Here is a 21,078-nt window from a genome sequence, read left to right as displayed (position 1 = left end):
TAATTCTTATTTTATGAGAAAGGGTTTGCTTCATTGCAAACCCTTATTTTTTTGTCTCAAAATTTAAGCAGGTGCTGATGTTCGATAGCCCAAGATAACAGGGCATTATTTTCTTCATTGAGATCCAGTTTTCGGCAGATGCGGTGTCTTGTATTTTTGATGGTATAGGGACTGAGGAATAATGATTCGGCGATATATTTGGTGGTATGGCGGAGTGCAATCAGCTTCAGGATATTTAACTCGGCCGGCGTCAATGTCTTCAGCTTTTCCACGGCCTGACTTTTATTCTTTTGTTGCTGTAGCCGCTGGATCACCATGTGCGTGCCTGCATAGAGGCGGTTTTCGCCCAGCGGTTTAATGATGTAATTCTCAGGATGTAGTGCTGCTGCGCGATCGATACTACTTTTGGATTGATAAGAAGTGATAAAGATTAGACTGAAATGTTTCTTTGCTGTATATTTCTCCATCAGCTCAATGCCATCCAATCGATCATTGAGCTGAATATCGCAGAGTACCAGATCGGGTGAGTTTTGCTCCATGTACTGATCTGCCTCGTCGACAGTCAGTGCAATATGCAGTTCCAAACCGGTATAAAGGGAGTGGAGCTGATATTCAATAAATCGGGCAATAATCATTTCATCTTCTACAATTAATACTTTAAGGCTCATATCATGTTGTTAAATTCAAATATATACTGAAATCCGCGCTCTTGCAGGATTGTCACTGTCCCTTTGATCTGTCTGGTGAGGTCTTTAACCAGGCCTATTCCAAAAGAAGTGGATAAAACGGCTTCGGCTGCCCCCACGCCATTATCTGCTACGTGCATGGTTGTCACAAATCTCTGCTTGACGATACGCAGGCTAATGACTGGCTCGCTAATACTTCCTTTTGGAAAAGCGTATTTATAGCTATTGGTCAATAGCTCTGTAATGATCAATGCTAAGGGGATTGACGTGTTGGTTGAAATAAACCAGTCTTGTTCAATATCGACGTTGATGCTGACTGTTTTTTCGGGGTCATGCATCTGCCTGAGGTAATCGACTGTTTCAATCACCAAGGCTTTTAACTTTAGCTGGCTATTTTGATTGTAGACCAGCAGCTGGTTCACCAGCATCATGGCGTGGATGCGGTCTTGCATGGATTGAATGGCGCGGTGGTGTTGCACACCATGGTTTTCCCCTGTTTTATACAAACTGCCGAGGCTATATAACAGCTGCAAATTGTTTTTGACCCGATGATTGACTTCGTCGATCAAGGTTTCGATATACCGATTTTTTTGCAGCAGTTGAATCTGCTGTTCATAAAGCGCGTTGTTTGCTTTCTTAAGTTCGGTGGTGCGTTCCAGCACAATGGATTCGGTCGATCGATGGTAGTCCAGTTCGTTTTTACGTAATTTTAGGCGTATTCCGATCAGTAGCAGCATGGTGATGCACAGGGCAAAAAACTGCGTCAGCATGGATACATATTGTATGGCCTGTTCCTGCAGCGTAAGCGCACAATACACCATCGCTGTAATGCCCGTAACAAAAAATACACTTCCATAGGCCAGGAAACGCTGCATCAAGTCGATCTTTTTCCAGAGGGAAATAAACAAGTTGGAAAAATAAAGCATGTGGATAATACCCAGGGTAATATTGACCCAGTTGCTCTGCTTATAATTGACAAAATAAAAGTTATTGACGAAAGTAAACAGTGCAGTGAGGCCAATGGCAGCGATGATATAACACGCGACTTTATAATACCGTGTGTGCAGTTTTCTTAACTGAAGAAAATCGATGGTCAGCAGATAGAAGCTGATGGCTGCAAAGCGGCTAAAAAGCGATACGGTGCTCCAGCCCAGTTGCGGCCTATTATAGAAGAAGAAATCGACAAAGAAGTTTTGCAGCGCTACGCTATACATACCGATAGACAGCAGGAATAGAAAGATCCAGATATAGGGGCGGTAGCGCGACACCATCCAGGCCAATGCCATATAGAGCAGTAGTACGATAATGGCACCTTCCATAAAGGCGTGGACAATTCGGCTACGCTGCTTCTTTTTGACGTAATTTAGTTCCGTTTGCAAATGGAAATTATATACGGGGGTGTAGCCTTTGCTATGTTTGACCCGGAGCAATAGCGTGTAGGGTGTCCCAGCTTTTAGATTTAACACAAAATGATCACGGCCATCCTGCGGCGCGAGTTCGTAGCGTTTGCGGAACAAGCCCGATCTTCTTCTATACGCTATTTCCCCTTTGGCATCGATCACCGTAAGATTGACATAGGTCAGATAATCGAAAGACAAGACATAACTCCCTGTTGATAAGCTGTCTGAAGGATAAATCTGTTTTTTTAACCAGAAAATGCCCTTTTCCTGATCGACATCCCTTTTGATCTGGTTCAGGGGGACAAAGAGGTCGGGATGGGTGGAGTAATATATTGGATGGGTATATGCCGGATTTTCCTTGGTAATGCCAATCGGCGATTGGTTGGCCACGCAAGTCTTTAATGCTGCCAGATTATTGGCTACCAGCGCCTCTCTTCCGAAGCGGATGGTTGCTATGCTCAGCAGCAACAGAATGGTGACAATAATATTTGGCTTCATAAGGCAAACAAAAGTGCATTATTTTCAGTAAATCTAATAAGCTTTTATTTTCCTAATTGTAAATAAGACCCTAGGGTCTCTGTTTCCGTCTGCATTTACTTTTTACATTTGCTTCACGCACTTAAAACGAATATCTACGAACGCAAGGGTATTGAAATTCAGATAGAATGATGAGTTGATTATGACGTATTTATATATATTCCTGTTTATTGCATTTATGTACGCGCTATTTCGGGTATTTTCTTCTAGAAGGAAAAAACCTACCGATGTTTCGATGAATGTTTACTACCGTTTCCAGGAACATCCTGGGCAATACAGCGGCAGTTTGCGGGCGACCCACGGGGCGCTTGTTTTTCGGGGTGAGCGATTTCGGGACGATGTCACTAATATTGTGGTGAAGGACGTCCGGTCGACAGACGCAAAAGTAGAGATCAAGCTGCAGCAGATCTTGGTGCTACCCTTTAAAGAGAATGAAAATACTTCGTATGAAGTTTCGGTACGGTTTCGGATCGGATCGGATAAAGGTAAAGAAGTTGATCTGACACAATATAAAGTCAGAATACAAGCTGTAATTAATTACCAGAATGGGGACAAGAAAGCCTTTAGCACGGTTCTTCCCATGATGGGTGTCTATCATATTCATTCCGAAAAAAAGGGCGATATGATCAATAAATAATTTACGTGTTTTTATTCCATATTACATACCTATTTAACCCGAAGGGACCCTGCTTGCCGGGGTTTCTTCATTTTTGGTTATGTTCCACGTGGAGTTTATGTGCTTATTGTTAAATTCTCAGATAGTTAATACTAATTTAATTTGGAGCTACAACTAGAAATGAGTACTTTTGTTACTCAACTTAAATGCTATTCCAATGTTGGATACCTTAATTACATCCAAGACACGTTTAAAGTTATTAATCAAATTTTTTGTTTCGGCAGGCAACCGGGGTTACCTACGGGGCTTGGCGGATGAGTTCAAAGAATCGACCAATTCAATTCGCAAGGAGTTGAATCAACTGACCGAAGCCGGTTATTTACTTCGCGAGGAGCGTGATCATCGGATATTTTATCAGGCTAATATCAAGCATTCGCTATTTTCGTCACTTCAGGGACTGATCCATAGCTTTTTGGGCATTGAAACCTTTGTGGATCAAATATTGGAGCGTGCCGGGGATGTTCATGAAGTAGCGCTGATGGGGGATTATGCCAAAGGAGTGGATTCGGGGCATATTGAAGTGCTTGTTGTTGGCGAGCAACTTAATTCAGCCTACTTAATGCAGGCTGCCGCCAAAGCTGGCACAATACTTGGTAAGAAGGTGACCGTGTATACAGAAGTACCTAAAAATGTACAAGGTGTTATCGTTCTCTATCAAAAAGTGGACACACCTGTTTAATCATTGAAAAACATTGCTATCAAAAAATAAGAATTAACTGCAATAAAATGAAAGAAATTAAGAAAATAGCCTGTATTGGTGCAGGTTATGTAGGGGGACCTACCATGTCGGTCATTGCACAGAAAAATCCCAATGTGCAGGTTACAGTAGTTGATCTCAATCAGGCGCGCATTGATGCCTGGAATGATACCGATCTGGACAATCTTCCCGTTTATGAGCCAGGTCTTGATGCTGTCGTTGCAGAAGCACGAGGACGTAACCTTTTCTTTTCTACCGATGTTGACAAAGCCATCGATGAGGCTGATATGATTTTTATTTCTGTCAATACACCGACCAAAACTTACGGTAAGGGCAAAGGTCAGGCAGCCGATTTAAAGTATATTGAATTATGTGCGCGTCAGATTGCTTCGGTCGCTAAAAATGACAAAATTGTTGTTGAAAAGTCGACATTGCCGGTTCGTACTGCTGCGGCATTGAAAAGTATTTTGGACAATACCGGTAACGGAGTTAATTTCCATATCTTATCCAACCCAGAGTTTTTGGCCGAAGGTACTGCGGTCACGGATTTGCACAACCCAGATCGCGTTCTTATTGGGGGAGAAGATGCAGAAGCGGTACAGGCTTTGGTGGATGTATATGCCGAATGGGTTCCGCGTGAGCGCATCTTGACAACCAATCTATGGTCATCCGAGCTTTCGAAGCTTGTGGCCAATGCATTTTTAGCACAACGTGTATCATCGATTAATGCCATTTCAGAGTTGTGCGAGGTTACTGGAGCTAATGTGGATGAAGTATCCCGAGCTATTGGTCATGATAGCCGTATTGGGCCTAAGTTTTTAAAAGCTTCTGTCGGTTTTGGTGGTTCTTGCTTCCAAAAGGACATTTTGAATCTTGTTTATATTGCACGTACCTATAATTTAACGGCCGTGGCTGATTATTGGGAGCAGGTCATTACATTGAACGATCATCAGAAAGCACGTTTTGCACAGCATATCATTAAGACCATGTACAATACTGTAAATGGTAAAAAGATTGCGTTTTTGGGATGGGCTTTTAAGAAAGACACCAACGATACCCGTGAATCTGCTGCCATTTATGTGGCCGACCATCTGTTAGAAGAAGAAGCGCATGTAGTTGTTTATGATCCTAAAGTTTCCGCGGAGCAGATTTATAAAGATCTTGATTATTTAGGCACGCGTTCGGCCGAAGAAAACCGCCGCCTGGTAACGGTTGTCAATGACCCTTATGAAGCGATTGCCGATGCACATGCCACAGCTATTTTGACCGAATGGGATGAGTTTAAATCCTATGATTGGGGCAGAATAAAACAAGAGATGAAAAAGCCAGCCTTTGTATTTGACGGTCGAAAGTTGTTGGATCGTAAAGAATTAGATGCTTTGGGTTTTGACTATTATGCCATCGGCGAATAATTTATTGAATAACTATTAAAGAAGATTATCAAAATGAACATCGTACACGTTCTTTTGTCAGGGGGTATCGGTAGCCGTTTGTGGCCGCTATCGCGCAAGCATAGTCCAAAGCAATATTTGGGCTTGTTTGATGGGAAATCCCTATTTGAAATGACAGTGCAGCGCAACCAACAAGTAGCTGAGCGCGTTATTGTGGTAGGAAATAAAGATAATACGCATTTAAGTCATAAGGCGATGGTGTCCTGCGGACTGCCTTATAAAAATATTGTAGAAGCTACTCCACGTAATACAGCAGCGGCAATTGCTTTTGCGGCCTTTAGTGTAGATCCAGAAGATATCCTTATTGTAACGCCTTCCGATCATATGATTGATGGAGATGAAGCTTACAGAAGGGCGATGGAAGAGGGGATAGAAAAAGCTAAGGAAGGCTTTATTGTTACGTTTGGTATTCGTCCTACCCGTCCAGAGACAGGTTATGGTTATATTGAATTTGATGGCGATGAGGTAAAGTCGTTCCGCGAAAAACCTAATCAGGATACGGCAGAAGATTTTATCGAGAAAGGTAACTTCTTATGGAATTCAGGAATGTTTTGTTTTCAGGCTTCTGTTTTTTTGGAAGAATTAAAGAGATATGAGCCGGTTGTTTATGAGCGCGCGCTGGCGGTATGGGAAGCGTCTAAAGAAGGATTTCTAGATGAAGATTTGTCTTTAGCTATACCTTCGATATCAGTAGATTATGCTGTAATGGAACGTTCTAAAAAAATTCGGGTTGTGCCGACAAGTTTTGACTGGTCCGATTTGGGTTCTTTTGAATCGTTGTACGATTATTTTATCGATAGCGGTTACCCAAAAGACGATCAAGGAAATATAGTAATCGGGACGGATATTTTTACTGGGTTTGTAGGGCTTAAAAGAGCCATATTCGTGCATACCAAAGATGCGTTTTTGATTATACAAAAGGAAAAATCTCAGGACGTCAAGAAAATTTATAACATGCTTGAAAAGCATCAGTCAAAATTATTGGATTAGCCGAAAAAACATTTTTGATGGAAAAAAATACAAAGATATACATTGCTGGTCACCGTGGAATGGTGGGTGCAGCTATTTGGAGAATATTAGCATCAAAAGGCTATACAAACCTTATTGGAAAAAGTAGTGCTGAGCTGGATCTACGTGACCAGGTGGCCGTCCAAGCATTTTTTGAGGAGGAGTCGCCGGAAGTTGTTATTGATGCCGCTGCTCGTGTGGGGGGTATTTTGGCCAATAATGATTTTCCGTATCAGTTTTTAATGGAAAATATGCAGATCCAAAATAATTTGATTGATACCGCTTTGCAAAGTGACGTTGACAAGTTTATTTTCTTGGGCTCTTCTTGCATCTATCCCAAGTTTGCGCCTCAGCCGTTAAAAGAAGACTACCTTTTAACAGATAGCTTGGAGCCTACCAATGAATGGTATGCGATCGCAAAAATTACCGGTGTAAAAACCTGTCAAGCCATTCGCAAACAATTTGGAAAAGACTATGTGAGTTTAATGCCGACCAATTTATACGGCACACATGATAATTTCGATTTGAAGTCATCCCATGTGTTGCCAGCCATGATTCGGAAGTTTCATGAGGCAAAGTTAAACGGGAATCAACCCGTCACTTTGTGGGGATCAGGTACGCCTATGCGTGAGTTTTTATTTGTGGACGATATGGCGGCATCTGTCATCTTTGCTTTGGAGAATACATTACCCGAGCATCTGTATAATGTCGGTACAGGCGAAGATTTAACCATAAAAGAACTTGCTGAGCTAATACAACAGGTTGTTGGTCATGAAGGAGAGATTGTTTGGGATAGCTCTAAACCAGATGGTACGCCGCGTAAATTGATGGATATCTCCAAAATGCATGAGCTGGGTTGGAAGCATGAAGTTGAATTGAAAGAAGGAATTGAACGGACCTACGCCTGGTTTTTAGCAAACGAAGGACAATATAAAGAAGTAAAATTATAAGATTATTAACCGTATTGTATAGCTGGTTTTATACAATACCTAATAGTATACGATATTAAATATGAAAACAGCATTAATTACAGGTATCACAGGACAGGATGGTTCATACTTGGCAGAACTATTATTGGAAAAAGGTTATATGGTACATGGTATCAAAAGGAGAGCTTCTTCTTTTAATACAAAACGTATTGATCATTTGTATCAAGACCAACATGAGTTGAATGTAAATTTTAAGTTGCACTATGGTGATTTGACGGATTCGACCAATATTATCCGCATTATTCAAGAGGTTCAGCCAGACGAGATTTATAATCTAGGTGCGATGTCGCATGTGAAGGTATCTTTTGATTCTCCAGAATATGTTGCCAACGTTGATGGGATTGGAACGTTGCGTATTTTGGAAGCAGTACGTATTTTAGGATTGGAGAAAAAAACAAGAATTTATCAAGCATCAACGTCTGAGTTGTATGGAGGTTTAGAAGAGAATAAAAATGAAAGAGGTTTTTATGATGAAAACTCTCCCTTCTATCCACGTTCTCCCTATGGCGTTGCTAAGATCTATGGCTTTTGGATAACCAAAAATTATAGAGAGGCCTACAATATGTATGCCTGTAATGGTATTTTGTTTAATCATGAATCACCTCGTCGTGGAGAGACCTTTGTGACACGTAAGATTACAATGGCTACCGCCGCTATTGCCTTGGGTAAACAAGAGTGTTTGTATCTAGGAAACTTAAATGCATTACGTGATTGGGGACATGCTAAGGATTATGTAGAGGCGATGTGGCGCATTTTACAGCAGGACGTCGCGGAAGACTATGTGATTGCTACGGGAGTGACGACTTCTGTCCGTGATTTTGTACGTTTAGCTTTTCTAGAAGTTGGTGTTGAGTTGGAGTTTGAAGGAGCAGAAGAAAATGAGATTGCTAAAGTGAAATCCTGCTCAAACCCTGAATATCAATTGGAGATAGGGAAAGTTATTGTTCGCGTTGATCCCCAATACTATCGGCCTACAGAGGTTGACTTGTTAATTGGCGACCCTACGAAATCAAAGACTAAATTAGGTTGGGAACCTAAATATGATTTGGCCGCTTTGGTTAATGAGATGGTAAAAAGTGATTTAAATAATTAAAAAGCATATCTAAGTTAAATATATTAGATGTTTTTTCGTAATTTTTTAAGAAAAATAAAGGAATCCCCGTCGTATTTCATGTCATTACAATGGGGAGTTTCTTCTATCGTTATAAATTTCTTTAAGCAGATATTATTTGTTCCCATTTTTATACAATCAGTTGGAAAAGATGGGTATGCATTTTGGTTAATTATCTCTGCCATTGTATTAATGGTAAGAGCTATTAATTTGGGGCAATTATATTACAGTTCGAATGTAATTAACTTAAGTTATCATCAAGGAAAGGATGTGAATGAAGCTATTAATACGGGTCAGGGTGCAAGTCTTGTTATGATGCTTTTTCAAGTTCTTGTGACTTTTATCTTATGTTCTAAGACAATATTGAGATCCTTTTTGGATTATAATGATCTTCAATTTTCAGAACTAAAAGTTGGTGAATCCCTATTTTATTTAAGTATTTCTCTCATTATCTATCAATATACAACTATGTTTATGGTTCGTTTTTTTGAACCATTGGGTAAGGTCAATATCACTATTAAACACCAAACATTAGGTGAATTGTACGATTTTATAGTAACAATTGTGGGAATATATTTTACAAAGAGTGTTTATTACACTTGTATATTTCTATTAATTGGGAAATGCTTACAAAGTATATATCTGTTTTTTTATTGTAAGAAAAACTTACCTTTTGATTTAAAATTCAATTTTAATCAATTTGATCTTTCCAAATCATTCGATGCCATTAAAAAATCTTTTATTTTAAGCATCAGCTTTATTATAGAAAAAATCTATGAAATCGGTTTAAGTTTAGTGGTTTCTAGGGCTTATAACAGTTTAACTGTTACTCTTTTCGGAACAAATAGAATCATTTCAAATTCAGCCCTACGGGTGTCAAATATTGCTACAACGCCGCTTATGCCCAATTTGCAAAAATACTTCTCATTAAATCAAAAAACTCAAATATTAGATTTAATTTCGTCTTTTTGGAAGTTATCGGGAAATTTACTAATTGTTGGGATAGTAGTATTCACGCCAATTATACCGAGGATTTTTAATATTTGGACACTAGGTAAAATTGATTTTAATATACAGCTGCTTGCTTTTTTATTGATTGCAATTCTTTTTCAGAACTATTCAATGATTTTATCTGAGTTTATTAAAAGAGTAAATATGGGTAAGATTATTTTAATATATAATATAATTAAAATTAGTATCACTGTGTCTGTCCTTTTTTTAGGAGGTTACATTAATAATGTGGTTTATTTAGGACTTTCTCTAGCATTAGGAGAAATCACCTCTTTGATATTCCTAATATATTGTGTTAGTCGGTTATTTGAGGGCCGAGAATTTTTAAGTATTGCAATAAAGTATATTCTTCCTTTAGTAATTTTTTCGACATTGTACTTTCTGTATAGTTGTAACAAGTTACCTTATACATACCTTGTAGTACTTTCATTATCTTCTTTTGTTATTTTTAATATAGAAATTCTAAAAAAGATAATAAATAAATATAAATAGTAGAATGATGAGCGAGAGATTAGTTTTACTTATAAAAATACTATCACTTTTGTTTGCTGGGATCTTATTGACCAGTAACTCTTTCTTTTTTGACCTAAGTCCGATATATTATTCTTTAATATTTGTATTGCTGATATTTCAAATTTTTCTTTCTACTAACAGCATAAGATCGATCGATTTTGTTCTATTATTCTTTCTGATATCTTGTTTTTTTAGTATTGCTCTTAATGACGTACCGACTTTTTTTCAGTCATATTCTAGATTTTTTGTTTTTTGTGCAGCGATTCTACTTCTAACAAATTCTATTGAATCTGCATCCTTCAATTTGTTTCGATCATTGGTATTTAAACATATTTTAAAATTTAATGTTTGGATATGTGTTTTATCTGTTGTATTGATGCTTGTTGGTCTTCATGCTGGAAAAAAAATAGATCACTACAATAACTTAAGGCCGGACTTTGCAGGTCTTTACAGGCATTCTATGGTTCTTTCAGCAATGTGTGGTATCGCGATTTTAACGCTAATTTATGGTTTAAGAAATTCTGGAAATAGAAAGTTTAAACTTTTTTCAATATTTGGGATTATTTTCTGTTTTATAGGATTGATACAATCTGGATCCAGAGCGGCAATAGCGGGTCTCTTATTAGCGATAATAGCCTACTTTTTTATTTTGTATAGAAATAAGCTTCATCGCTTTGTCTCTATTTTATTTCTAATTACTGCTGGTATTATTATGACATTTCCTTTATGGGAAAGTAAAGCTGACTTCGTAATGTCTAAGTTTAATTCGAAAAGTAGCGATTTACAGTACGGATCTAGAGATATTAAATGGAATCAAAGATTAAGGGAGTTCTCGAGTTCTCCAATTATTGGGATAGGATTTGCTTCTGTTGATATTCATGGAGATGATGATTTTAATACAGAAAATGGGATAATTGAACCTGGAACTTCTTGGCTTGCTGTTTTATCGATGACTGGGCTTTTAGGTTTTATTTTTTTTGCTACAAATAATTATACAGCACTTCGAAAACTCCTTAAAGACAAAAATAATGAAAATAATATATTTATTCTAAGTTGTTTAATATTAATGCTTTTTTATATGTTGTTTGAGGGAATCGTATTTGCCTCCGGTACACTTTTATTCGCATTTTATTGGCTATTGATAGGACAAATAAATGTAAAAAATAACAACGGCTAAAATGAAAGTAATACACACTATTTCTTCAATAGATCAATCTACGGGCGGGCCTGCTAGAAGTTCTACGGTTCTTATAAAGAAACTTATTGAAAATGAAAATATCGATGTTATTGATTTATTTACACTAAAGTCTGATGATCCTATAATTACAAATTTTGACTCCCAAAAGTCGCATATTCATTTCTGCAAACCTCGCTTTTTAAAGATGTCAAAAGATTTGGAGTCGGGATTAAAAAGAACTACAACAGATTTATTCCATGGTCATGGTATTTGGGATTTTCCTGTAAGTCAAATGGCTAAAGTTGCACGAAGATTAAATGTTCCTTATATAATTTCAATAAGAGGAATGCTTGAGCCGTGGTCATTAAAACAATCTTATTTAAAAAAGAGACTAGCGATGCTTTTGTACCAACATAATGATTTGAAGAACGCCACATGTTTACATGCTACAGCCAAGATGGAGGCAAAAAGTATTCGTTTATTAGGTTACAAAAATCCAATAGCTATCATACCAAATGGAATTGATCTATCCCAATACCCTATAAAGGATTGGAAAGAGCAAAAGAAAGAAAAGAGAAAAATCTTATTTCTTTCTCGAATCCATCCTAAAAAGGGGATTGAATATTTAATAGAAGCTTGGAAAAAATTAGATAGTGAAATTAAGTCTAATTGGGAAATTGAAATTGTGGGAAATGGGGAGAGCGAATACATAGCTTTTTTAAATAATTTAATTAAGTCAAATTATTTAGAAAAAAGTATAAAGATTTTAGGACCTAAATTTGGACCGGATAAAATCGAAACATACCACCAATCTGATCTATTTGTTTTACCAACTTTTAGTGAAAATTTCGGCATAGTAATCGCTGAAGCACTGGCTTGTGGTTTACCCGTTATAACTACTAATGGTACACCCTGGGAAGATATTAATGAATATTGTGCAGGCGAATGGATAGAAATAGGCGTTAATCCTTTAGTAGCATCCCTTAAGGAAATGATGCAAAAAAATGATTTGGAATTAAGTGCAATGGGAAGTAATGGAAGAAAACTTATCGAGGATAAATACTCTATTGATTCAGTTGCAAATAGCTTTTTTGAGCTTTATAGCTGGATTTTATCAAATGATAAAAAACCTGACTTTGTAATATGAAAAGTGAAAATATTAAAATAGATATTTCAAAATATCAAAATAGCATGTCGAGAAGCAACCAAATAAAGCGAATTATTTGGAATTTAGTATGGATGCTTTTCGCGAGACCATTACCTAGGAGTTTAGGAAATAAATGGAAGCTAATGTTACTACGATTATTTGGCGCGAAAGTGAGTAAAACAGCTGTAGTTTATTCCACAGTAAAGATATATCAACCATGGAATTTGGAGATGAAAGAATATTCCTGTTTGGCTCCAGATGTGGATTGTTACAATGTTGGAAAAATTATTATAGGAGCACACGCTACTGTTTCTCAAAAAAGTTATTTGTGCGCTGCTTCACATAATATACAAAGTATAAATCATGAACTTATTTCTTCCCCTATCGTCATCGAAAATCAAGCATGGATTGGAGCTGATGCATTTATCGGTATGGGAGTTACAGTTGGAGAGGGAGCGGTTGTAGGTGCTAGAGCTGCCGTATTTAAAAACGTAGAACCATGGACTATTGTAGGAGGAAATCCTTCAAGATTTATCAAAAAAAGGGAGTTGACAAATGTGTAGAATATCTGTTATTTTATTAACGTATAATGAGGAAATTCATTTAGAGCGTTGTTTAAAATCGCTGAAAATGATTAACGCGAAAGTTTTTGTGGTTGACTCTTTTTCTACTGATAAGACTATGCAAATAGCAAAGAGTTATGGCGCTTATTTTTATCAAAATGAATGGGTTAATCATGCCGTTCAATTTAATTGGGCTTTAGAGAATTGCCCTATAGATACAGATTGGGTGCTTAGGCTTGATGCAGATGAGTATCTCTGCGAAAATGGTGTTGAAGTGATTAACAATGAATTATATAATCTTCCAAAAAGTGTTTCTGCAGCAACATTGGTGTTGAAGCGTGTTTTCATGGGAAGAGAGATGAAACATATGCCAAAGATAAAGATGGTTAGATTGTTTCGCTTTGGAAGGGCAAGATCGGAAAATCGATGGATGGATGAACATATTCAAGTTGATTTTGGTGAGATCATTGACCTTAATGGGGCATTTGCGGACGATAACTTGAATAATATTGGTTGGTGGACAACTAAACATAATAGCTATTCTGTGCGAGAAGCAATTGATTTATTAGATATGGAATATCAAATTCTAGGAAACAGTCATGACAATAAGTTAGATGAGCAAGCGGCAAAAAAAAGGAAGTTAAAAATGAAATATATAAAGAGTCCGCTTTTTATTAGGTCCTTTCTGTACTTTCTTTATAGATACATTTTTAAATTCGGGTTTCTAGATGGTAAAGAAGGCTTCCTTTGGCATTTTTTTCAAGGATGGTGGTACCGCACGCTTGTAGATGCAAAGGTTTACGAAATCAAAAAAAATTGTGGCAACGAAGTTGATAAAATAAGGAGCTATATACATAAAAATTATGGAATTCGGTTATAATTTTCTCCGTATAATGAGAGTGTTTTTAGTAAAATGCGATAAGAAAATTATCTTTTTTCTATTTCTGATGTTTTCTTCATTTTGTTTGAGTTTTTCTCAGGAAAAAAAAATTTTTTTCCTTAATGAAGGAACTGCATTTCAAAATAAATTTGTTCAGGATAATTCATTGACTACATATGTAAATATAAGTCAAGGGTATTTTGTTACTAACGGTAGATTTTCTGCCAAAGGATTAGAGCAGATAATAAGTAAGTATTTTCCAGATAAGCAAACATTTGGTTATGCTGTTTTAGATTGGGAAGGTGATGGGATGCAAGCGCTTATAAGGCAAAATTCAAAATTTGATTTTTACATTGATCAATTTAATCAAGCGCTTGCTTATGCGAAAAGACTTAGGCCAAATGTTAAATGGGGATATTACGGCCTACCGTATAAATTTTATGAATCTTCTCTTGAAAATTATTCAAACAAAATAGAACGATTAAGTCCGCTGATCAAAAATTTAGATTTCCTATCCCCTAGTTTATATATTTTAGATAATGAACCAATTTCAATTTCTGAAAAGCAAAAAATTGATGCTACATTATCGCTTTCATTGAAATTTGCTTCAAAATTTGGTACGCCAGTATATCCCTTTATATGGCATCGAATTCATCCTAGTAACAAAGTGAAAGGAGTCTCGTTGATTGATAGTTCTGTATTTGATCAATATATACGATATTTTTCGAGATTTAAATATAAAAATATTAGTATCTCAGGATTATTTTGGTGGCATTCTGAGAACTATTCTTTTAAAAAGAAAGATACTGATAATCAGATTGGTAAGGCCTATTCTTCCGTTGCTAATTTTGAAAATTTCGAAAAAAAGATTTTTTATAACTATTTGAAGATTCTTAGAAAAGATCTTTAATGGGGTTTGATTAAGTGTGAATAAAAATAATTTGAATTATAACTGATGAAGATTTCCATTATAACGGTTTGCTGGAACTCGGCAACTACAATTGAAAAAACTATCAAATCTGTCCAATCTCAAGATTATCCTGATTTGGAATATATTATTGTAGACGGACAATCCAAGGATAGTACATTAGAAATTATAAAGAAGTATTCGAATGTGATCACAAAATGGGTTTCAGAACCCGATAAGGGGTTGTATGATGCCATGAATAAGGGCATCGATATGGCTACAGGCGATTACATTGGAATCGTAAATGCGGATGACACATTTTATGATGAGAATACAATATCTAACGTTGTTAGCTTTCTTAAAGCAAATAATGTTGAGGCCAGTATAGGAGACATTGTGCAGCATCGAGAAGATGATCAGATAGTTCGTCGTTATTCCGCAAAAAACTGGAGCCCTGAAAAATTGAAAATCGGGTTTATGCCAGCACATCCTGCTATCTTCTTTCGAAAAGATTTATTTAATACGTTAGGCAATTATTCTTTAGATTTTAAGATTGCAGCAGATTATGAGCTAATTATTAGATACTTTTTAAAACAACAGATATCATGGAAATATTCGGGAATTACGACGCATAAAATGCTGATGGGCGGTGTAAGCTCTTCAGGATATGAATCGTATAAAAAGGTGAGCGAAGAAATTATAAAAGCACTTCGAATGAATGAAATTCCATTTCAAGCTTGGCGTATAAAATCACGTTTTATATGGAAGATATTCGGATTCTTAAAAAGAAAATAGTAGCGTTTTAACAGTATGGATATCATTATAACAGGCGCCTCCGGTTTTGTCGGTCAAAATCTTGCTGATTATTTAGCAAAAGAGGGAAATAGTATTAAAAATCTTTCACTTAGAAACTCTAATTGGCCAAAGGAGTTGAGCGGTGAGGCTGCTGCGATTATTCATCTGGCTGGAAAAGCACATGATACTTCAAATACATCTGCAGATGAAGAGTATTTTACTGTTAATTGTGATTTAACCATAAAATTATTTGATCTATTTCTGAAATCAGATATAAAGGATTTCTTTTATTTTTCATCTGTAAAAGCTGTTGCAGATACTGTTTTGGATGTTCTTATGGAAAGTACAGAAGCTAATCCGCTGACACCTTATGGAAAGTCTAAGCTTAAAGCTGAAAATTATTTGTTGAGTAAGTCGATACCCGTAGGTAAAAGATTATTTATAATCCGACCATGTATGATACATGGGCCAGGTAACAAAGGAAACTTGAATCTTCTTTATAAAGTGGTGGAAAAAGGAGTGCCTTGGCCGCTTGCTTCTTTTCCTAATCAGCGCTCCTTCTTGGGTATCCATAATCTTTCTTTTCTTGTTCAAAAGATGATTGAAAAGAGAGATCTCCCTTCGGGAATATATAATTTTGCTGATGATGAGTCTCTGTCGACAAATGATTTGGTTGCGTTGATTTCAGAAACATTAGACAAAAGGCCTAAATTATGGCACATATCTGCTTCTCTAATCAAGTCAATCGTAAAAGTAGGTGATGTGCTTCCATTACCTTTAAACTCCGAACGCTTGAAAAAACTAACTGAGTCTTATATCGTGTCAAATACAAAAATAAAAAAGGCACTTGGCATTTCTAATTTACCTTTAAGTACAAAAGAAGGGCTCGTATTGACTATTAAATCATTTCAGAATAAATAGCCATATAACCCAATATATTGATATATTTTTATGAAATTCCTAGATAAAGAGATACAAAAGAAAATCGAAGATTGGTTAAGCCCCAGTTTTGATGAAAGAACTCGACAGGAAGTTCAGGATTTAATCGACAGTAATGAGGAGACAGAACTTACGGATTCTTTTTACAAAGATCTGGAGTTTGGAACCGGAGGCTTGAGAGGCATTATGGGCGTAGGCTCCAATCGGATGAATAAGTACATGATTGGTAAAGCAACGCAGGGCCTGTCTAACTACCTCAAAAAACAGTTTCCAGACCAGGAGATCAAGGTAGCGGTATCTTATGACAGCCGCAATAATTCACAGGCTTTTGGGCAGCTCGTTGCCAACGTATTTGCAGCCAACGGCATCAAAGTGCATCTGTTCACGTCTTTACGACCAACCCCCATGCTGTCCTTTGCCATCCGTCATTTTGGCTGTCAGAGCGGTGTGATGCTAACGGCTTCGCACAATCCAAAGGAATACAATGGTTATAAGGCCTACTGGAACGACGGCTGCCAGCTGACTGCCCCGCACGACAAAAATGTAATCGAGGAAGTAAATGCAATCCGTTCAGTCGATGACATCAAATTTGACGGAAATACACAAAATATCATTCCCGTCGGGGAAGAAATCGACCAGATCTACATCGACGCCAATAAAAAACTAAGCATTCATCCTGAAGCTGTATTAGCGCAAAAAGACTTAAAAATTGTTTTCTCTCCGATACACGGCACCGGCATTACCATTGTTCCTAAAATGCTAGCAGCCTGGGGCTTTGAAAATGTGTCCGTTGTTTCTGAGCAGGCTACTCCTGATGGCAACTTTCCAACGGTAATTTATCCGAATCCAGAAGAGGAAGATGCCATGGCCTTAGCGAAGAAAAAAGGGGAAGAAATTGATGCTGATCTTGTATTGGCAACAGACCCGGATGCTGACCGTGTGGGAATTGCCGTAAAAAATAACCAGGGACAGTTTCAGCTGCTCAATGGTAATCAGATCGGTAGTTTATTGATCTACTACGTCCTTAGCGCTAAAAGTGATCTTAAGCAGCTGGGATCAAATCCATATATTGTTAAAACGATTGTAACAACAAACCTGGAGGCAGACATTGCAGAACATTTTGGTGTGCCCTGCTATGAAACGCTCACTGGTTTTAAATATATTGGCGAACTGATGACCAAATTAGGCGATTCGGCAAACTATCTGGCGGGCGGGGAAGAAAGCTATGGTTACCTTGTCGGTGATCTTGTACGCGACAAGGATGCTCCCAACGCCTGTGCTTTTTTGGCCGAGATGACCGCCTATTTCAAATCAAAAGGCAAAACAGTCTATGAGGTACTCATGGATATCTATAAGGAATTTGGCTGCTACCAGGAAAAACTGATTTCTTTAACAAAAAAAGGAAAAGCTGGAGCCGAAGAAATTCAGGCGATGATGTCGGGATTACGCGCTAATTTACCGACTAGCCTCGGAGGTGTTCAGGTCAAGGAGATCCGTGATTATCAACTGTCCCAAACCACCGATATGCGTACCGGCGAGAAAACTGCGATCTCGTTGCCTAAATCGGATGTACTGCAGTTCATCACAGTAGACGGTGACGTGATTTCGGCCCGCCCATCGGGTACTGAGCCTAAAATCAAATTCTACTGTTCAGTGAAAGAAGACTTAAAAGATGCCGCAGACTATGCCGATGTACAAAAAGCTTTAGAAGAGAAGGTAGACCGTATGATGAAAGATATCATCGGTGAATAATTTTTGAAACGCCATGTATACGATAGAAAATGATTATTTAAGGGTTGGTGTTCTTCAAAAAGGTGCAGAATTGCGGTCTGTTGTTGACAAGCGGGATAGGTATGAATGGATATGGCAGGCTGATGAACGATTTTGGGCTAAGTCTAGCCCAATTCTTTTCCCCATCGTAGGTGCATTGAAAGAAGGAAGGTTTATTCATGCCGGTCAAACCTACCAGCTACCTAGGCATGGCTTCGCTCGGGATATTGACTTTGATATTGTAGAAACCACAATAACAAGGATCGTTTTTGCGCTTGATGCTAATGATAGTACGAGATATTGCTTTCCCTTTGATTTTTCTTTACGAGTAACGTATGAATTGAAGGAAAATAGACTAGAAGTGGGCTATACAGTTTTCAACCCAAATAGTGATGAACTCTATTTTTCTTTAGGTGCTCATCCTGCATTTAATTGCACTTATGATCAGGTTGGTACCAGTTGTTGCTTGGAGTTTCCGGCAGATGATATAGTAGAACGCTACTATCTGCATAATAACTTGTTTTCGAAAACATCTGATACTGTAAAATTAGAGAGCCATTGTCTATTTCTTAATAAAGATACTTTTAAAGAGGATGCCTGGATATTTAAACATCTAAATTCCAATTCAGTGCATTTAAAGTCGATTAACCGGAAACTAACATTTTCCTTTGAGGGGTTTCCCTATTTTGGATTATGGTCTGCTCCGGGGGGTGCTTTTATATGTTTGGAACCTTGGCAGGGTTTACCCGATCATGCTGATCATAATTTGCTATTTTCCGAGAAAGAGGGAATTGTAAAGCTAGATAAAGGGGAGACATGGGAAGCCAAATGGAGTATAGTAATATAATACAACATAAAAATGGAAGTTAGGAATAAACAGAGTAATAGCGGAGATCGTCTTAAGGGGTTTCTACGGAAAGATGGGCCACGCTGGTTGGTATTTTTAATTGACCTTTTTATTGTTTGGTTCAATTTTGTTTTGAGTTATATTCTGGTGATGAAGCATCGTGGTGTAATTCCGTGGCCTATTATGCTATTGGAGTCGGCAATCATATCTTCAATTTATGTTATCATATTCATTTGGTTTAAACCTTATCAAAGTATTGTGAGGCGTACAGGCTTGCGCGATCTCAAACTAATTGGAAATTGTATCGCCGTTGCGTTTATTATCGGAGTTTCCTTGTCTTACCTATGGGAAGCTATTGTTTCGAACCCAATTGAGAGCCGATACTATGTTTCTCAAACACAGTTATTGTTTCACGCACTTTTAACGGGAATTTCTATGGCCTCCGTTCGTTTACTCTATAAAACGGCATATCATAGTTTTTTCTGGAACAGCAGGCAAAATGCGATCCCAGTAATTCTATTTGGCGCAGGGAACATGGGGCACAACACCTATAATTTATTGCAATTAGGTTCTCGAAATCGCTATAAGGTAGTAGCTATTATCGACGACAATCCCAATAGAATAGGCCGTTACATTCAAGGGATTCGCGTCAGGCCACTTGAAGAGCTGAATGAGAAATTGTTAGAGCGGATAGGGGGTGCCCAAGAACTGGTTATAGCAATTGATAACTCATCGCCAGAGAGACTAAAGAATATTTCATCTAAGGCTGAGTTGCTCCCAATTAAGATAAAGATCATTCCTAACTCAGCGGCGTTATTGGAGGGAAATGTTGCTACGCAGCAAATCAGGGCCTTGAAGGTTTCAGATCTTCTCGGCCGAAAAGCAATACAGCTTGACAATCCTATTATTAAGGAAGCATTGGCTGATAAAGTTGTTCTTGTTACAGGGGGGGCTGGGTCAATCGGTTCAGAATTAGTGCGTCAAATTGCATTAGTGACACAACATTTAATTGTGCTGGATCAAGCGGAGTCTGCATTATATGATATACAACAGGAACTGCGTTCTAATCCCTTTTTTGAGCATTTTAACTTTATAGTTGGGGATGTGCGCGATAAGGATTTTATGGAAAGTGTATTTCAGCACTATCGTCCTGAATTCATCTTTCATGCAGCAGCATATAAACATGTGCCGTTGATGGAGGCTAATCCTTATGAAGCTATATGGACTAATATTTTTGGATCCTATAATCTTGCTTTATTGGCGGACAAATATCAAGTTGAAAAATTTGTAATGGTGTCAACGGATAAAGCGGTAAACCCGACCAACGTTATGGGAGCAACAAAGCGGGTGGCCGAAATCGCTGTAAGTGTTGTGAATGAACGTTCAAAAACTAATTTTATCGTGACGCGGTTTGGAAATGTGCTCGGTTCAAATGGATCAGTTATTCCATTGTTCGAAAAGCAAATTGAGAAAGGTGGACCAATTACGATAACACATCCCGATATCACGCGATATTTTATGACAATTCCGGAAGCTTGCCAACTTGTTCAGGAAGCTGGCGTAATGGGAAATGGGGGAGAAATATTTGTATTTGATATGGGCGAATCGGTTAAGATAATGGATCTAGCGAAGCAGATGATCCGCTTGAAGGGATTATCCTATCCTGAAGATATCGATATCAAAATAGTCGGATTGCGGCCAGGAGAAAAAGTCTACGAGGAATTGCTGGCTAATGGAGAAAATACAGAAAAAACTTATCATGAAAAAATCATGATTGCAAAAGTAAATACCGTAAATTTGGCGGGAAAAAAGATTATAATTGATCAGCTCTGTGAATTAGTTATGCGGGCGAATCCAATGGATGATAAAATAAAAATGGTCTCATTGATTAAATCCATTGTTCCAGAGTTTAAATCTCAAAATTCTATTTTCGAAGATCTAGATAATAATTTATTGACGAATTGATACACGTTA

The 21,078-nt window shown here is 37.6% G+C and carries 19 protein-coding genes; 17 read left to right on the top strand and 2 right to left on the bottom strand.

All coding sequences use genetic code 11. The annotated features are described in order from the left end of the window. Nucleotides 1–56: 56 nt before the first annotated feature. Together QE382_RS00635 and QE382_RS00630 are read right to left on the bottom strand one after the other, a co-directional pair. The gene (locus QE382_RS00635) at nt 57–668 is read right to left on the bottom strand and encodes a response regulator transcription factor (protein WP_307184277.1); all 612 of its coding nucleotides are present in this window, start codon (nt 666–668) and stop codon (nt 57–59) included. After that, complete coding sequence (locus tag QE382_RS00630; RefSeq protein ID WP_307184276.1) at nt 665–2,584, bottom strand: 7TM diverse intracellular signaling domain-containing protein; 1,920 nt, start codon at nt 2,582–2,584, stop codon at nt 665–667. The genes QE382_RS00635 and QE382_RS00630 overlap by 4 nt, the downstream gene beginning before the upstream one ends. 181 nt (nt 2,585–2,765) lie before the next feature. Between QE382_RS00630 and QE382_RS00625 the strand changes: the two genes are divergently transcribed. The 17 genes from QE382_RS00625 to QE382_RS00545 all read left to right on the top strand — a co-directional run bounded on the left by QE382_RS00625 (nt 2,766) and on the right by QE382_RS00545 (nt 21,069). Next, nucleotides 2,766–3,260: a hypothetical protein gene (locus tag QE382_RS00625; RefSeq protein WP_307184275.1), complete on the top strand. Its 495-nt coding sequence runs from the start codon at nt 2,766–2,768 to the stop codon at nt 3,258–3,260. A 196-nt stretch (nt 3,261–3,456) separates the two neighbouring features. Next, nucleotides 3,457–3,978: an ArsR family transcriptional regulator gene (locus tag QE382_RS00620; RefSeq protein ID WP_307184274.1), complete on the top strand. Its 522-nt coding sequence runs from the start codon at nt 3,457–3,459 to the stop codon at nt 3,976–3,978. Nucleotides 3,979–4,025: 47 nt separating this feature from the next. Beyond that, complete coding sequence (locus QE382_RS00615) at nt 4,026–5,408, top strand: nucleotide sugar dehydrogenase (protein WP_307184273.1); 1,383 nt, start codon at nt 4,026–4,028, stop codon at nt 5,406–5,408. A 33-nt stretch (nt 5,409–5,441) separates the two neighbouring features. Then, nucleotides 5,442–6,437, top strand: coding sequence for a mannose-1-phosphate guanylyltransferase (locus tag QE382_RS00610; RefSeq protein WP_307184272.1), 996 nt, complete (start codon nt 5,442–5,444; stop codon nt 6,435–6,437). Between the two features lie 17 nt (nt 6,438–6,454). Further along, nucleotides 6,455–7,405 (top strand): GDP-L-fucose synthase family protein, encoded by a 951-nt coding sequence (locus QE382_RS00605; protein WP_307184271.1) that lies wholly within the window; start codon nt 6,455–6,457, stop codon nt 7,403–7,405. 61 nt (nt 7,406–7,466) lie between these two features. Continuing rightward, nucleotides 7,467–8,537, top strand: a complete 1,071-nt coding sequence (gmd, locus tag QE382_RS00600) for a GDP-mannose 4,6-dehydratase (RefSeq protein ID WP_307184270.1) — start codon at nt 7,467–7,469, stop codon at nt 8,535–8,537. A 78-nt stretch (nt 8,538–8,615) separates the two neighbouring features. Next, nucleotides 8,616–10,058 (top strand): hypothetical protein, encoded by a 1,443-nt coding sequence (locus tag QE382_RS00595; protein ID WP_307184269.1) that lies wholly within the window; start codon nt 8,616–8,618, stop codon nt 10,056–10,058. A gap of 337 nt (nt 10,059–10,395) precedes the next feature. Beyond that, nucleotides 10,396–11,256: an O-antigen ligase family protein gene (locus tag QE382_RS00590; RefSeq protein WP_307184268.1), complete on the top strand. Its 861-nt coding sequence runs from the start codon at nt 10,396–10,398 to the stop codon at nt 11,254–11,256. A gap of 1 nt (nt 11,257) precedes the next feature. After that, entirely contained in the window at nt 11,258–12,403 is a 1,146-nt protein-coding gene (locus tag QE382_RS00585) for a glycosyltransferase (protein ID WP_307184267.1), read from the top strand. Then, entirely contained in the window at nt 12,400–12,966 is a 567-nt protein-coding gene (locus tag QE382_RS00580) for an LbetaH domain-containing protein (RefSeq protein ID WP_307184266.1), read from the top strand. The genes QE382_RS00585 and QE382_RS00580 overlap by 4 nt, the downstream gene beginning before the upstream one ends. Continuing rightward, nucleotides 12,959–13,846, top strand: coding sequence for a glycosyltransferase family 2 protein (locus QE382_RS00575; RefSeq protein WP_307184265.1), 888 nt, complete (start codon nt 12,959–12,961; stop codon nt 13,844–13,846). The genes QE382_RS00580 and QE382_RS00575 overlap by 8 nt, the downstream gene beginning before the upstream one ends. After that, nucleotides 13,830–14,756, top strand: a complete 927-nt coding sequence (locus QE382_RS00570) for a hypothetical protein (RefSeq protein ID WP_307184264.1) — start codon at nt 13,830–13,832, stop codon at nt 14,754–14,756. Before QE382_RS00575 ends, QE382_RS00570 begins: the two co-directional genes overlap by 17 nt. 45 nt (nt 14,757–14,801) lie before the next feature. Continuing rightward, nucleotides 14,802–15,548: a glycosyltransferase family 2 protein gene (locus QE382_RS00565; RefSeq protein ID WP_307184263.1), complete on the top strand. Its 747-nt coding sequence runs from the start codon at nt 14,802–14,804 to the stop codon at nt 15,546–15,548. 15 nt (nt 15,549–15,563) lie between these two features. After that, nucleotides 15,564–16,469 carry an NAD-dependent epimerase/dehydratase family protein gene (locus tag QE382_RS00560; protein WP_307184262.1) on the top strand — a complete coding sequence of 302 codons (906 nt, stop codon included), beginning with the start codon at nt 15,564–15,566 and terminating at the stop codon, nt 16,467–16,469. Nucleotides 16,470–16,499: 30 nt separating this feature from the next. Beyond that, on the top strand, nt 16,500–18,239 hold the full coding sequence (locus QE382_RS00555; protein WP_307184261.1) for a phospho-sugar mutase: 1,740 nt from the start codon (nt 16,500–16,502) through the stop codon (nt 18,237–18,239). Nucleotides 18,240–18,252: 13 nt separating this feature from the next. After that, nucleotides 18,253–19,104 (top strand): aldose 1-epimerase family protein, encoded by an 852-nt coding sequence (locus QE382_RS00550; protein ID WP_307184260.1) that lies wholly within the window; start codon nt 18,253–18,255, stop codon nt 19,102–19,104. Between the two features lie 12 nt (nt 19,105–19,116). Further along, nucleotides 19,117–21,069 (top strand): polysaccharide biosynthesis protein, encoded by a 1,953-nt coding sequence (locus QE382_RS00545; protein ID WP_307184259.1) that lies wholly within the window; start codon nt 19,117–19,119, stop codon nt 21,067–21,069. Nucleotides 21,070–21,078 lie beyond the last annotated feature (9 nt).

Origin of the sequence: Sphingobacterium zeae (assembly GCF_030818895.1) — a bacterium.
Classification (GTDB): domain Bacteria; phylum Bacteroidota; class Bacteroidia; order Sphingobacteriales; family Sphingobacteriaceae; genus Sphingobacterium; species Sphingobacterium zeae.
This window is presented reverse-complemented; position numbering and strand designations above follow the sequence as displayed.